Consider the following 14,166-nt stretch of genomic DNA (forward strand, 5'->3'; position numbering starts at 1 on the left):
TTCGGACCGGCGTGAGCCAGCTCTCTCTCCCCTACGGCTCGAGCCACTACCGCTCGAGCCCTACCGCTCGAACTCGATCGCTCCGAGCTCGTCGAGTCCCGGCAAGTGAGGCGAGAGCCGCGGGAGCTCGGCGACCGATCCGATTCCGAGGCGTTCGAGGAAGTACGACGTCGTCTGGTACAGGATCGCTCCCGACTCCGGATCCGTCCCGGCCTCCTCCACGAGCCCTCGGGAGACAAGGGTGCGCACCACCGAGTCGACGTTGACACCGCGAATCGCGGCCACCCTCGAGCGAGGCACGGGCTGGCGGTAGGCGATGACGGCCAAGGTCTCCAGAGCGGCCTGGGTGAGGCGAGAGGTCTGGCCTTCGAGGACGTAGTGGGACACGATTTCGGCGAATTCGGGGCGCGAGTAGAACCGCCACCCCCCGGCAACCGACCGCAGCTCGAATCCCCGCCCGGCAGCGTCGTACTCCGCCGCCAGCCCCGTGAGCAGCTCCTCGACTTCGGGTTCGGGAAGTTCAAGGGTCGCTGCAAGCTCGGCGGAGCTCACGGGCTCGTCGACCACCATGAGCACGGCCTCGAGCGCGGCGGCCCTTCGATCACCCTGCATGCTGCTCCTCCCGTTCCTCCTGTGGTTCGTCGTCGTACTCCTCGCTGAGCCGCTCGGCGGTCCAGTCCTGGCCTGCGGTCCAGCGCACGCTGAGCTCGCCAAGGGGCGCCGCCTGCTCGAAGGCGACCGCGCGGTCGCGGAACATCTCGAGCAGCGCGAGGAAACGCGCCACCACCACGAGCCGCGACTCCGCGTCCGCCGTCAGCGCCCGGAACGTCTGCGCCCCTCCGACGCGAAGCCGGGCGCCGATGATGGCGGCCTGCTCCCGCACGCTGACGGGCGGGGCGTGGAGGTGGGTCAGCCCGACTTCCGACGGCGGAGCCTCCTTGGGCGCGAAGGCCTTCGCCGCGAGGGCGGCGAACTGCTCGGGAGTGTGCTGCCAGACAAGCTCCGGCAGGAGCGCGGCAAACGAAGGCTCAAGGCTCACGGCCCGCGGGAAGCGGCGGCCCTCAGCCTCAAGCGTTTCCCCGAAGATCCCGGCGATCTCCTTGAATGCCTTGTACTGGAGCAGCCGAGCGAAGAGGAGGTCGCGGGCCTCGAGCCGGGCCACGTCCTCCTCGTCCTCGACTTCGCCTTGGGGCAGCAGCCGAGCCGCCTTGAGGTCTAGGAGAGTGGCCGCGATGACCAGGAACTCGCTCGCCTCATCGAGGGCCCACTCCTCGCCGCGCTCCTGCATGGCGCGGATGTAGGCGATGAAGTCGTCGGTGACGGTCGCCAACGCGACCTCGGTGATGTCGAGGCGCCGCTTGGTGATGAGGCTCAGGAGCGCATCGAACGGTCCCGTGAAGTTCTCGAGCCGAACCTCGAAGCCGGAGGCAGAGCCGCTCTCGCCCTCGGGCGGGTGGCTAAGGTGCTCCACCGCGGGCCACGAGCTCGCGCGCGAGCCTGCGGTAGGCCTCGGCGCCGGCGTGATTCGCGGCGTAGCGCGTGATGGGCTCGGCCGCCACGGTCGCGTCCGCGAACTTGATGGTGCGCTTGATGACCGAATCGAAGACCTTGTCGCCGAAGGCCTCGATGAGTCGGGCGAGGACCTCGCGGCTGTGCAGGGTGCGGGCGTCGTACATCGTGGCGAGGACGCCGTCGACCACGAGACGCGGGTTGAGGCGGTCCTGGACCTTCTCGATCGTCTCCACGAGGAGAGCCACCGCGCGCAGGGCGAAGAACTCGCAGATGAGCGGGATGATCACGCCGTGCGCGGCCGAGAGGGCGTTCACGGTGAGGAGCCCGAGGGACGGCTGGCAGTCGATGAGCACCAGGTCGTAGTCGTTCTCGACCTTCCGGAGGGCACTCGCGAGGACCTGCTCGCGAGCCACCTCGGTCACGAGCTGCACCTCTGCGGCAGAGAGGTCGATGTTGGCGGGCAGGAGATCGAGGTTCTCGATCTCGGTGTGGCGGATCGCATCGCGGATGTCCACCTGGCGGTCCATCATCACGTTGTAGACCGTGAGGTCGAGCTCATGGGGATTGGTTCCCAGGCCAGCGGAGGCAGCGCCCTGCGGATCGAAGTCGACGATGAGCACTCGGCGTCCGTAGTCGGCGAGCGCAGCCGCGAGGTTGATGGCCGAGGTGGTCTTGCCCACGCCGCCCTTCTGGTTGACCATAGCGATGATGCGCGCCGGGCCGTGGGAGGCCAGAGGGGCAGGCACCGGGTACTCGCGCTCCGGGCGGCCGGTGGGGCCCAGCACGACGTCGGTGAGGTCTTCCGTGATGCTGTCCAGAGTCGCTGCGCTCTGCTCTGTGCTCACTTATCCATCCACACTTTCGAATCGCTGACTGCGGCTTCCTGAGTCCCCAGCCTACACAGGGACGACACGCATCTTCGGGACCTTGACACATCGCTTCGGCTGAGCCTTGACCCTCAAGTAGAGCCTCAAGGTTTGGGTTTTTCGCAGAACAAGGCCGCCACCTCCGCGCTTGGGGGCGACGCGGAGGTGGCGGCAGTCAGGGGATGGATGCGGTGGGGCTAATGCTCAGGCGTGCGTGGCCTGGGCGCGGGCGCGAGCGGTCTCGGCGTCCACGGGCTCGACCTCCTGGGAGGTCCCGTGATCGTGGTCGGAGAGCATCGTCGACTCATCGAAGGGACGGCGTCCGGAGAGGACCTCGCCCACCTGCTGCCGGTCGATCTCGCTCGTCCACACCCCCATGAGCACCGTCGCCACGGCATTGCCCGTGAAGTTCGTGAGCGCTCGGGCCTCGGACATGAAGCGGTCAATGCCGACGATGAAGGAGACGCCTCCGACGAGCTGCGGCGCGTGGGCCTGCAGTCCGCCCGCGAGGGTGGCGAGGCCCGCCCCGCTCACGCCGGCGGCGCCCTTCGACGCGATGATCATGAACACGAGGAGCGCGATCTGCTCGCCGAGGCTGAGGGGCTGTCCCATGGCGGTCGCGATGAACAGCGAGGCCATGGTCAGGTAGATCGCGGTGCCGTCGAGGTTGAAGGAGTAGCCGGTCGGCACTGTCACGCCGACGACCGGCTTGGACACGCCGAGGTGCTCCATCTTCGCAATGAGGCGCGGGAGCGCGGCCTCGGACGAGGACGTCGAGACGATGATGAGGTACTCGCGGGCCAGGTACTTCATGAGCTTGAAGATGTTCACGCCGGCAACGGCGCGCAGCACGCCGCCCAGGATCACCACGATGAACAGGATGCAGGTGATGTAGAACGCGAGCATGAGCGTCAGCAGGCTCAGGACGGCCTTCCAGCCAGTGGCGCCCACGACGGCGGCAATCGCACCGAAGGCGCCGATGGGGGCAACCCACATGATCATCACGAGGATGCGGAAGACGAGCACCTGCGCCTGGCGGATGAACTCGAGGATCATGCCGCCGGTCTTCCCCATGCGCTGCAGGGCGAAGCCGACGAGAAGGGCCACGAAGAGCGTCTGGAGGATCTGGCCCGAGGTGAGCGATGAGACGAGGGTGTTCGGAATGATCCCGAGCAGGAAGTTCGTCGTGTCAGTGGCCTCAGGCGCTTTGTAGGTGGCGTCCTTGAGGTTGAGGCCCTCGCCGGGGTGGATGAAGTTGCCGACCACGAGGCCGATGCCGAGGGCGAAGGTGCTCATGATCAGGAAGTACACGAGGGCGAGGCCGCCCACCTTGCCGACCGTGGTGGCCTTCGCGATGGAGCCGATGCCGAGCACGATCGTGCAGAAGATCACCGGCGCGATCATCATCTTGATGAGGTTCACGAACGCGTCGCCGAGCGGCTTGAGGTTGGCCGCGACGCCATCCTTGCCCGGGAACACGAGGCCGACGACCACGCCGAGCACCACCGCCACGATCACGGCGATGTAGAGCCAGTGCGTCCGATCGACCTTCTTCTTGGCCGGCTGACCCGCCGACGTGTGTGGCACCGTTGCCATTGGTCCTCTCCCTCACTCCGTGCCGCTTCCGAACCGCGGCTCTTCAACCTTCCAATACCCTGTGAGGAAGGCCACTATTGCGGTCATATTGGTCACGAGGAACGGGAACTCAATGCGGCAACTCAGCCTCGCGCGGCGGCTGTTCCTCCTCCTGGTGCTGGCCGTCGTGCTCTTCACTGCATTCATCGGCACGGCGTTCTTCCTCGACGCACGAGACCAGCTGCGCCAGGCCGCCGGGGAGCGCACGCTCTCGGTGGCCGAGGCCATCGCAGACAGCCCCGCCGTCGTCCAGGCCGCCCGCGGTGCGGCGACGACCAGCCCCACTCCGGCGCTCCAGCCGTACGCGTCGAAAGTCAGCGCAGACGCGGGCTTGGACTTCATCACGATCATGTCGCCGCAGGCCATCCGCTGGACCCATCCGAATCCGGCCGAGATCGGAGGAACGTACATTGGCTCGACGGCGCAGGCCCTGGCCGGCCAGCCGTTCACTGAGACGTACACGGGCACCCTGGGGCCTTCCGTGCGGAGCATTGTGCCGATCAAGGATCCCGGCGACGGCAAGGTGCTCGGCATGGTCGCCGCCGGCGTCACCGTGACAACCCTCGACGTCGCCCTCGCCTCCCGTCTGCCTGCGGTTGTCGTCGTCGGCCTGCTCGTGCTGCTCCTCGGCTCGCTCGGGGCGGCGATCCTCGAGCGCCGCCTCGCGGCGGCAACCCACGGCTACGGCCTCGAGCAGCTCAGCCAGCTGTTCGCCTATTACGAGTCGGTGCTCCATTCGGTCCGGGAAGGCGTGGTGATGGTCGACCCGCGGGGACGCCTCGTCATCCGTAACGATCAAGCCTCCGAGCTGCTGGGACTCCCGCCTGAGAAGGCGGCGTCCCCCGCCCCGCTGCTCGACGACGTCGACCTTCCCCCGAGCCTGCGGGACCTGCTCGCGAGCGGTCGCACGGCCCACGACGAAATCCACCTGACGCGGGACCGGATGCTCGTGGTCAACCAGGAGCCGGCATCGACTCCTGCTGGGCGGCGGACTCGCCGCCTCGGTTCGGTGGCGACCCTGCGCGACCGAACCGAGATCGAGGCCCTGGGCACCGAGCTCGAGACCATGCGGACGCTCTCCGACGCGCTCAGGAGCCAGACGCATGAGCACGCGAACCGCCTCCACACCATCGTGTCGCTCCTCGAACTGGGCCGGACCGAGGAGGCGAGGGAATTCGCGACCGAGGACCTCGCGCTGAGCCAGTCAATCGCGAACGAGCTCGTGGTATCTGTGGAGGAGCCCGTTCTCGCGGCGCTCGTCATGGGGAAGGCAGCGCAGGCCCACGAACGCGGGGTCCGTCTGGACGCAGAAGCCGCGGGAGACCTCGCCGCGGCGGGACTCGAGGCGAAGCACGTGGTCACGATCGTCGGGAATCTGCTCGACAATGCCATCGATGCGGCGGCCGCGGCTCCCCCGCCGCGCTGGGCGTCGCTGGAGATCCAGGAGGAAGGTGAGAACGTGCTGATCGAGGTATCCGATTCGGGCCCGGGGGTTCCCGCGGCCGAACGCGACCGCATCCTGCAGTTCGGATACTCGACCAAACCCCAGAGCGCCACCGGTCGAGGACTTGGGCTGGCCCTCGTCCGCCGGTCGGTGGAGGCACTCGGCGGCACGCTCACGGTGTCCGGCGCCCGCGGCGCCGTGTTCACGGTGTCGATTCCGGCCCGAAAGGCGCGAGAGAACTCAGAGGGCAGGGTGTGAGCGTTCTGCGCGTGCTCGTGGTCGAGGACGAGCCGATTGCGGCGGACGCCCACGCCGCCTACCTCGGCCGGCTCGAGGGATTCGCCCACGCGGGCACGGCGCACGACGGGGCATCGGCGCTCCGGCTCGTCAATCAGCTCGCAGCCGCCGGCACGCCCGTCGATCTCGTGCTCCTGGACATGAACCTTCCCGACCTCCACGGCCTCGACGTCGCGCGGCGCCTGCGGGCGGCGGGCCATCACCCGGACATCCTCGCGATCACGGCGGTGCGAGAGCTTCCAGTGGTTCGGAGAGCGATCTCCGCAGGCGTGGTGCAGTACCTCATCAAGCCGTTCACTTTCGCGGCCTTCGCGGAGCGGCTCGAGCACTACCGCCAATTCCGGGAATCCCTCGCGGGAACAGGCGGAACGGCTTCGCAGGACGCCGTGGACGAGGCGCTCGCCGCGCTCAGGACGCCCGTGGGAACCCCGCTTCCCAAGGGCCTCTCACTGGACACCCTTGAGGCCATCCGCGCGTTCGTGCGAGACCGCGGCGCGGCCGTCTCCGCGACGGAGGTCACGGAGGCCGTGGGGGTCTCGCGCGTGACGGCCCGCCGCTACCTCGAGCACCTCGCCGACGCCGGCGTCCTCACCCGATCGGCCCGTTATGGCACCCCTGGCCGGCCCGAGAAGGAGTACCGCTGGGCGGGATGAAAAGCGCATTGTCTGGGCTAGTGCCGTCGGAACCCTCGAGGAATACCGTTGTGGTGAGGGGTTGTCCCCTCGTGACAGGACGGCAGGAGGAGCTATGAGCGAGTCGAGCGAGCCCGCACCCGCTGAGGACAAGACCCTCAGCGCGCCGGCGCGGAAGACGGTGGATGTCTCCGCGCTCCCCGACGGGTCGGGCAATGACCGTGACGACGACGAGCAGGACGACGAGCGCTTCGACGCCGGCTGATCCTGACTCAGACGTTGAGGAGAGGAGCACGTCATGACGCACGGGATTGACGACAGCCGTCTTCAAGATCTCACCGGGCCCGACGACGGACGCGACCGCGAGGCGTCTGCCGCGGACTCCCAGGATCTGGAGGACGAGGAGCCGAACCCGGACATCGATCTCGGCTACGACTGAGGAGCGCCGGGGGCTGCGGACTGGGCAGAATCGGCCTCGGACCACTATTCTGGATGTTGTAGTTCGAGTGTTTCGTTTTGTCTTTGCAATGATGGCCTCCGCCGGAAGCCCGAGTTGACTCTGATAGGCGGTTACGACACCGCTGCACTGCGTTCCCGAGAGGCGGGGACGCACGTCCGAGGAGGGCAACATGGCAACCGGAACAGTCAAGTGGTTCAACGGCGAAAAGGGCTTCGGCTTCATCGCCCCCGATGACAACAGCGACGACATCTTCGTCCACTTCTCCGCCATCGAGGCGAAGGGCTTCCGTGAGCTTCACGAGGGCCAGAAGGTCGAGTTCGAGTCGCAGCAGGGCCCCAAGGGCCTTCAGGCCGCAAAGGTCCGCGCTCTCTGATCCCTGAGGATCACCACTGAAGGCCGGCAGCGTCTACGCTGCCGGCCTTCAGTTTCTCTAGCCGTAGGCTGGTGGCGTGCAGCCCTCCCAGGACCGGCCCGTCGTCGACCGCCCGGTCGCCGGCGTGCTCCTGGCGGCGGGTGCCGGTCGTCGATTCGGGAAGCCCAAGGCTCTCGCGGGCTCGCCAGAAGAAGGAAGCTGGCTCGAGCGCGGCGTGAGCCTGCTGCTCGACGCGGGGTGCGCGCCCGTCGTCGTGGTTCTCGGCGCCGGAGCCGAGGAAGCCCGCGCATTGATTCCGGCAGGCGATGCCCGCGTGGTGCCCGTCGTCGCCCCCGATTGGGAGGACGGCGTCGGCGCCTCGCTGCGCGCCGCCTTCGACGCGCTCGAACTCGAACCTGCCCCTGTCGCGGCCCTCATCACGCTTGTTGACCTTCCACACCTGACGGCATCCGCGCTGCGACGCGTGCTCGACGGCGGAGCCGCACCATCGATGCTGCGGCGCGCGGTCTACGCGGGGAAGCCCGGGCACCCCGTGCTCATCGGCCGGGACCACTGGGATCGCCTCCGGCCCGGGCTCAGTGGAGATGTGGGTGCAGCCCCCTACCTCAGGCAACATGGTGCGGAACCGATCGACTGCACGGGGCTGGGTGGGGACGACGACGTCGACACGCCCCCCGAGCCCACGGCACCGTCTCAGCGCCGCGACGCGTAGGCCCGGCAGGGTTGGCCGGCCCCCTCCCCTGAGGAATACTGGGGCCTCGTGGAGACCAGCGAAAGCCCGACGGCGGCCCAGCAGCGCTCGCGGCGGGTCGCTCTCCTCGTTGCGCTCGGGGTCGCGCTGGTCGTGCTGCTCTCCGTGGCGAGCTCTGGTCTCGTGCCGGTCCGAGCCCAGCTGGTGGTGATCGGGGACTCGCTCAGCACCGGGTTCGGCACCTCCGCCGCCGACGCTTGGCCCGTCCTCGTGGAGCGCGACGAGGAGCACGGCGGAAATCTCGAGGTGCTCAATGCCGCCGAGAACGGCAGCGGCTACGTTGCCCACGGCGAGAACGACTCGACATTCCTCACGGAGGTCGAGCGCTACGTAGGGGCGGATGCCAGCATCGTCCTGTTCTTCGGCTCGGACAATGATCTGGGCACCGCCCCCACGGAGATCACCGACTCCGCGGTCCTCGCCTTCGAAACGGCGAAGGCCAAGGCCCCCGAGGCGAGGATCGTCGTCATCGGCCCTCCGTCCTATTCGCCGGCTCCCGCACCCGACCTCACTGCCGTTCGCGATGCCCTGCAGAAGGCGGCGGGCATGGCGGGGGTGTCCTTCGTCGATCCCATTGCCGACGGCTGGATCGCCGGCGACGCCCGCGAGCTCATCGGGCCCGACGGCGAGCACCCCACCGCCCAGGGCCACGTCCGCCTCGCCCAGCTCATGGAGAACGTGATCCGGGGCTGAGGGGGCCGCGGCTAAGCCTGCTGCCGCCAGCTGTACTTCGGCTCGTAGCCGAGCAGCCGACGCGCCTTGTCGATCCCGAGCATCGTCTCCTGCTCGCCGAGCTCCTTGGTGACCGTGACCTTCGGGAACACCTCGGCGGCCAGGGATGCGGACGAGCGGCTCATCACGGTGTCGGCCGCCGCAATGATGTAGGCCTCGAAGCCCGGACGCGCCGTCGTGAGGGCCTTCTCGATGGCCTGGGATCCGTCGCGGGCGTCGATGTAGCCCCAGAGATTCCACTTGCGGCCACGTGGATCGGCCTCGAAGGACGGGAAGCGGTCGTAGTCCGCCGGCACCATGACGTTCGAGAACCGAAGGGCCGAGACGCTGAGTTCGGGGTTCCACCGGCACAGCTGCCGCGCCATCTGCTCCTCGAGGTGCTTGACGAGCGAATACGTGCTCTCGGGGCGCGCCTCATATTCCTCGTCGACGGGAATGTAGGGGGGATCGATGTCGAACGGGAGCCCGAGCACCGTCTCGCTCGAGGCGTAGACGATGCGGTTGATGCCGAGCTTCCGTGCCGCCTCGAAGATGCTGTAGGTGGAGAGCATGTTGTTGCGGAAGGTGGCGGCGTCCGGCGCGAGCCCGGGCGCGGGGATCGCGCCGAGATGCACGACGGCGTCGATCCCGTCGTAGCGGTCGTCGACCCCGCCGAGGGCGTCGATCACCTGGCCGAAGTCGGTCAGATCGGTCTGGATGAAGCCGCGGTCGCGCTCCCCCACCCGATCCAGGTTCCACACCTCGTGGTTCGCCGAGCGCAGATACTCGACGGCCACCCGTCCGAGCTTGCCGCTTCCTCCGGTGAGTGCAATCTTCATGGAGCTCCCTTCGGACCGCGGCGAGGCGGCCCATCCATTGTCTGGTCAGACCTCACCCTGCTTAGCAGAAGCGGCCCCGCGGCGTGAAGGGGTTGCCACGAGTTGCGCCGTCACGTCCGCAGGGTCGGGACCCTGCGGACGTGACGGCGCAAGCAGAGGGGATCAGGCGACGGCTGCCTCGGCGCGCACGGTCTCGAGTGCCTTGGCCCAGAGCACCACCTGATCGAACACGGGAAGCACCGAGGCGGCCTGGAGCTCGCTCGGGGCAAAGGCGCCGTCCTTGAAGTCGACGAACAGCGAGAACAGGCCGGTCTTCTGCACGTGAGCGACCTGCAGCTCCGACAGGATGCCGCGCAGGTGCTCCACGGCGCGGGCCCCGAATGCGGAGCCGTAGGAGACGATCCCGGCCGCCTTGTTCGCCAGCTCCGGCTTGAGGTAGCTCAGCGCATTGGCGAGCGCAGGCGAGACCGAGTGGTTGTACTCGGGCGTCACGAAGATGAAGCCATCGAACTCGTCCATGCGGGCGGAGAATTCCTTGACCGAGGCCACCCCCTGCTCGCGGGCGGGCTCACCGAGCAGCGGAAGGTGATAATCCGCGATATCGACGAGATCGAACTCTGCGTCGTCGCGCTCCTGCGCCTTCGCAAGCACCCATTCGGCCACCTGGCGGTTCTTCCGGCCGTCTCGCGTGCTGCCCGTGACAATGGCAATCTTGGTCACGCTTCCTCCTAATTGACGTATCAACCAAACCTTGGTGATTTCAGGGATACACCGATATGATTGATGCGTCAAGTTAAGTTACGCATCACCCGGGGGGACCTCATGGAGGCACACGCGTCAGCAGAGGGCATCGCTGCCGTGGACGACGCGGTGCGCGAGCCGCAGTGGCTTGATGCCCGCGAGCGCGAGGTGTGGCTCGCCCTCCGGCACCTGCTCTGGGGGCTCCAGCCTGCCGTCGACCGCCAACTCCTGCGCGACTCCGGCCTCTCCGGTCCCGAGTACTCCGTCCTCGCAACGCTGTCGGAAGACCCGGACGGCGTAGTCCGAGCAGGCGAGGCGGCCCGGAATCTGGGGTGGGGGCGAAGCCGCCTCTCCCATCTTCTCCGCCGGATGGAGGCCAAAGGACTCATCTCCCGCGCCTGTTCGCCCGAGGACGGCCGGGGCCAGGACATCGCCCTCACCCCAGCCGGCCGAAGCGCCATCATCGACGCCGCGCCCGGCCACGTCGAGTTCGTCCGCAGCGTGGTCTTCGAACCGCTGACCTCTGATCAGCAGGACGCGCTCCGCGACGCATGCCAGCGTATCTCGGCGGCGATCGAGGCCAGCGGCGAGTGTGACATCGCCTGCGGGGAGGAGCCCTAGACTGGCCGGGTGACTTGGCAGCGCACCACCTCGCAATGGTTCCGCCTCCCCGCGGAGCGCCTGTGGGAGGTCCTCGAACAGCTCGACCGCTGGCCCGAGTGGAACCCGGCCGTGGGCGCCGCGAGCCTCGACGGCCCCCTGCGGGAAGGGATTGCGGGCCATTACGCCCCCTCCCACCGCCTCCTGGGCCCGCTCCACCGCCGAACCGCCCCTGCGTTTCAGGTGGCCGCGGCGGAGCCGGGCCGCCGTCTGATGCTCCGCCAGCCCCAGCCGGGCGGAACGCAGAGCATCGAATGGATTCTCGACGAGCGCCACGGCGGAACTCTGTTCACCCAGAGGGTGACGCTTGAGGGTCCGCTCGCCCAGCAGTTCGGCCTCACGGCCGGCGAACCCCTCGTGCGCGGCTTCGCAGCCCAATGCGCGCGCCTCTACCGGCTCGCCTCGCCAGAGACAGCAGCGGGCGACGGCGGCTCCCCCGACCGTGCTCCCCTCACCGTTATCGCCGGCGGCTCTGGCTTCCTCGGCACGCTGCTGGCCGCGGACCTCGTCTGCGACGGTCGGCGCGTCGCGCTCTTGACCCGCAGGCCGGAGGCGTCGCCCTTCGATCAGCTCCCCTGGGATGGCCGGAGTCCCGGCGCCTGGAGTGAGCGCCTGGCAGCGGAACCGGCGCTCGACCTCGTCAATCTCTCCGGAGTGAGCCTGGACATGCCCGGGACTCCCGAGAACCTGGCGAAGCTCGAGGCGTCCCGCGTGGAGCCCACACGAGCACTCGTCGAAGCGAGCCGCTCGTGGCCCACGCCGCCCCGCCATTGGCTCCAGCAGAGCGCGGTGGGCATCTACGGCGATTCGCCGGAGGAGTTCGACGAGGCGACGCCGCCACCGCCCCACGCTCCCGGCCTAGCTGCCGTGGTCCGCGCCTGGGAGGATTCGGTCCGCGGAGCTCCAGCCGAGAAGCTCACCGTGATGCGCACGGGCGTCGTGCTCGCTCGCGAGGCGGCGATCATGGAGAGGCTCGCCGCGGTCGCACGCATGGGCGGCGGCGGCCCGCTGGGGACGGGACAGCAGTGGTTCAGCTGGATCCATGCCGCCGACTGGCTGCGGATCGCGAGGGCTGCTCTGGGAGTGGTTCCGTCCCCGCGCGAGGTCGCCGTGTCCCTGCCGGGAGGCGTCGTCAACGCGACTGCCCCCTATCCCGCCCAGAATCGCGAGCTCATGGCGCATCTCAGGGAGTTCGTGGGGGTGCCGGTGGGCATCCCCGCGCCGGCGGGCCTCCTGCGGGTCGCTGCAGTGGTCCTGCGCACCAACCCGCAGCTCGCGCTCGACAGCGTCCGCGCCGTGCCGGGCGTGCTCCGGCGCGCGGGCTTCCAGTTCGACTATCCCCAGCTCGCGAGCGCCTTCCGCGAGCTCAAGGCCTAGTAGCGGGGCCCCCTCACCGCCCCATGGCGTAGGCGGACATCCCCCTCGGGTCGGCTCCCGCCCGAAGAACCGTGGTGGCCGGGTCGCGCGCGACGGCGCAGAGGCGTCCGATCTGCCACGGGCCAGTGACGCCGATGCGATGACCACGGTCGCGGAGCCCGTCGATGACAGCTTGGGGGAAGCGGTCCTCAAGCAGCGCGACCCCCGGCTGCGCCTCGTGCGGGTAGAAGCTCGAGGGCAGGTGCACCGAGTGGAAGGCGGGAGCATCGATGGCCTCCTGCAACCCGGCACCGCGGAGGGCGACCTCGAGGAAGAAGTGGGGCTGCCACTGATCCTGCTGGTCGCCGCCGGGAGAGCCGAACGCAAGAACGGGTTCGCCCCCGCGGGTGGCGAGCGACGGTGAGAGGGTGGTTCGCGGGCGGCGTCCGGGGGCGAGGGTGTTCGGGAGCCCTTCCTCGAGCCACGCCATCTGAAGCCGGGTGCCGAGCGGGAATCCGAGCTCCGGGATGACCGGCGAACTCGAGAGCCATCCCCCGCTCGGCATCGCGGAGACCATCATGCCCCACTGATCGACGACGTCGATGTGGACGGTATCGGTGCGGGACTGCCCGTCCCCTCGAGGGAGCGACTGGGCTTCAAGCAGCGCGCGAACCGCATTCGGTTCGCCGAGTCCGTTCACCCCCGCCGCCTCGAACGCACCCCGGACGCGGAGGTCGGGGAGCCGGGGGCTGCGACCTCCGGGCGTGCCCGGACGAACGTCGAGGGATGCGGCTGCTCCGATCAGGCGAGCGCGCTCGGCGGCATACTCGGGCGAGAGGAGTTCCGCCCCCGGAATCTCTCCCCCATCCCCGTACCAAGCGTCCCGATCCGCGAACGCGAGCTTGGTCGCCTCGAGCACGGTATGCACGTACTCCTCGGTGCCGGGCGCGAGGCGGCCCTCCCCGAAACCCGGGATGGCGTCGAGGATCGCCAGCTGCTGGAGGAAGACCGGGCCTTGGCTCCAGAACCCGCACTTGTGCACGGTCCAGCCGCGAAAATCGAGCGAGACTGTGGGCTCGTAGTGCGGGCGCCACCCGGCGAGGTCGTCCGCCGTCATGAGCCCCGTGTGGGAGCGCCCGCTCGAGTCCCGGTGCGGGAGCTGGCAGAACGCCTCCATGGTGTGGGCGACGAAGCCTTCCGCCCATGCACGGACGACGGCGTCAATCGCCTCCGCGCGCTGCGCTCCGCGGGCGTCGGCGGCGTGCTCCTCCGCACAGAGGCGCCGCCAGGATTCTGCGAGCGGCAGATTGCGCAGAATCATGCCTTCCGCAAGGGGCTTACCGTTGGGGGCGTAGAGCTCCGCAGAACTGGGCCAGTGCGCGATGAAGTGCGGAGCCATGCGGTCGAGGACCGCGGCGAGGCGGGCAGTGACTGGGAGCCCTTCCTCGACGACGCGCAGCGCCGGCTCGACGACCTCGCGGAAGCTGAGCGTGCCGTGGTCGGCCAGCAGCGTCAGCCAACCCAGCGTTGAGCCCGGGATGGCGGCCGCAAGGAGTCCCGTACCCGGCACGTGGTCGAGGCCGAGGGCACGGAAGGCAGCAACACTCGCGCTAGCGGGCGCGGGCCCTTGGGCACAGAGGACCTGAGGATTCCCACCGGGCCTGGCGAGGATGAGCGTCATGTCCCCTCCGGGCCCGTTCTGCTGGGGCTCTGCCGCCTGCAGCGCAAAGCCGGCGGCAGCAGCGGCGTCGACCGCGTTGCCACCGCGCTCAAGCATGGCCATGCCCGCTTGGGCGCCCACCCAGTGAGTGGCTGAGACCGCCCCGAAGGTGCCCGCCAATTCGGGCCGAGTCGTGAAGCTCACGTCCCCACGCTAACCCCCTCGTGAC

Annotated in this window: 16 protein-coding genes; 9 read left to right on the forward strand and 7 right to left on the reverse strand. The window is 68.9% G+C overall.

Annotation, left to right across the window (positions count from 1 at the left end; genetic code table 11):
• Positions 1–60: 60 nt before the first annotated feature.
• From scpB to E5679_RS04665, 4 genes are all read right to left on the reverse strand, one after another.
• Positions 61–612 (reverse strand): SMC-Scp complex subunit ScpB, encoded by a 552-nt coding sequence (gene scpB / locus E5679_RS04650; protein WP_138413897.1) that lies wholly within the window; start codon positions 610–612, stop codon positions 61–63.
• Positions 602–1,471 carry a segregation and condensation protein A gene (locus tag E5679_RS04655; protein ID WP_171042239.1) on the reverse strand — a complete coding sequence of 290 codons (870 nt, stop codon included), beginning with the start codon at positions 1,469–1,471 and terminating at the stop codon, positions 602–604. The genes scpB and E5679_RS04655 overlap by 11 nt, the downstream gene beginning before the upstream one ends.
• Complete coding sequence (locus tag E5679_RS04660; RefSeq protein WP_138413899.1) at positions 1,458–2,357, reverse strand: ParA family protein; 900 nt, start codon at positions 2,355–2,357, stop codon at positions 1,458–1,460. The genes E5679_RS04655 and E5679_RS04660 overlap by 14 nt, the downstream gene beginning before the upstream one ends.
• A 225-nt stretch (positions 2,358–2,582) precedes the next feature.
• Entirely contained in the window at positions 2,583–3,974 is a 1,392-nt protein-coding gene (locus tag E5679_RS04665) for a cation:dicarboxylate symporter family transporter (protein ID WP_138413900.1), read from the reverse strand.
• A gap of 112 nt (positions 3,975–4,086) precedes the next feature.
• On the opposite strand from E5679_RS04665, the gene E5679_RS04670 reads away from it, so the two are divergent.
• From E5679_RS04670 to E5679_RS04690, 7 genes are all read left to right on the forward strand, one after another.
• On the forward strand, positions 4,087–5,715 hold the full coding sequence (locus tag E5679_RS04670; protein WP_138413901.1) for a sensor histidine kinase: 1,629 nt from the start codon (positions 4,087–4,089) through the stop codon (positions 5,713–5,715).
• Positions 5,712–6,407 carry a response regulator gene (locus E5679_RS04675; RefSeq protein ID WP_138413902.1) on the forward strand — a complete coding sequence of 232 codons (696 nt, stop codon included), beginning with the start codon at positions 5,712–5,714 and terminating at the stop codon, positions 6,405–6,407. The genes E5679_RS04670 and E5679_RS04675 overlap by 4 nt, the downstream gene beginning before the upstream one ends.
• Before the next feature lie 94 nt (positions 6,408–6,501).
• Complete coding sequence (locus E5679_RS20760) at positions 6,502–6,651, forward strand: hypothetical protein (RefSeq protein WP_171042240.1); 150 nt, start codon at positions 6,502–6,504, stop codon at positions 6,649–6,651.
• Between the two features lie 33 nt (positions 6,652–6,684).
• A complete protein-coding gene (locus E5679_RS20765) occupies positions 6,685–6,825 on the forward strand; it encodes a hypothetical protein (protein ID WP_171042241.1) in 141 nt (46 codons plus the stop codon).
• A gap of 190 nt (positions 6,826–7,015) precedes the next feature.
• Complete coding sequence (locus E5679_RS04680) at positions 7,016–7,219, forward strand: cold-shock protein (protein ID WP_138413903.1); 204 nt, start codon at positions 7,016–7,018, stop codon at positions 7,217–7,219.
• A gap of 76 nt (positions 7,220–7,295) precedes the next feature.
• Complete coding sequence (locus E5679_RS04685; protein ID WP_212746904.1) at positions 7,296–7,931, forward strand: nucleotidyltransferase family protein; 636 nt, start codon at positions 7,296–7,298, stop codon at positions 7,929–7,931.
• 48 nt (positions 7,932–7,979) lie between these two features.
• Positions 7,980–8,663 carry an SGNH/GDSL hydrolase family protein gene (locus E5679_RS04690; RefSeq protein ID WP_138413904.1) on the forward strand — a complete coding sequence of 228 codons (684 nt, stop codon included), beginning with the start codon at positions 7,980–7,982 and terminating at the stop codon, positions 8,661–8,663.
• 11 nt (positions 8,664–8,674) lie between these two features.
• On the opposite strand, the gene E5679_RS04695 is transcribed toward E5679_RS04690, so the two are convergent.
• Both E5679_RS04695 and E5679_RS04700 read right to left on the reverse strand, forming a co-directional pair.
• Entirely contained in the window at positions 8,675–9,520 is an 846-nt protein-coding gene (locus E5679_RS04695) for an NAD-dependent epimerase/dehydratase family protein (protein WP_138413905.1), read from the reverse strand.
• Positions 9,521–9,682: 162 nt separating this feature from the next.
• Positions 9,683–10,240, reverse strand: coding sequence for an NADPH-dependent FMN reductase (locus tag E5679_RS04700; protein ID WP_138413906.1), 558 nt, complete (start codon positions 10,238–10,240; stop codon positions 9,683–9,685).
• 102 nt (positions 10,241–10,342) lie between these two features.
• On the opposite strand from E5679_RS04700, the gene E5679_RS04705 reads away from it, so the two are divergent.
• Together E5679_RS04705 and E5679_RS04710 are read left to right on the forward strand one after the other, a co-directional pair.
• On the forward strand, positions 10,343–10,882 hold the full coding sequence (locus E5679_RS04705) for a MarR family winged helix-turn-helix transcriptional regulator (RefSeq protein WP_138413907.1): 540 nt from the start codon (positions 10,343–10,345) through the stop codon (positions 10,880–10,882).
• 9 nt (positions 10,883–10,891) lie between these two features.
• Positions 10,892–12,298 (forward strand): DUF1731 domain-containing protein, encoded by a 1,407-nt coding sequence (locus tag E5679_RS04710; RefSeq protein ID WP_138413908.1) that lies wholly within the window; start codon positions 10,892–10,894, stop codon positions 12,296–12,298.
• A gap of 13 nt (positions 12,299–12,311) precedes the next feature.
• Here the strand turns inward: E5679_RS04710 and E5679_RS04715 are convergent, their stop codons facing one another.
• Positions 12,312–14,141, reverse strand: coding sequence for a gamma-glutamyltransferase family protein (locus tag E5679_RS04715; RefSeq protein WP_249335952.1), 1,830 nt, complete (start codon positions 14,139–14,141; stop codon positions 12,312–12,314).
• Between the last annotated feature and the right edge of the window lie 25 nt (positions 14,142–14,166).

Source organism: Sinomonas gamaensis, assembly GCF_005876955.1.
In the GTDB taxonomy this organism is placed as follows: Bacteria; Actinomycetota; Actinomycetes; order Actinomycetales; family Micrococcaceae; genus Sinomonas; species Sinomonas gamaensis.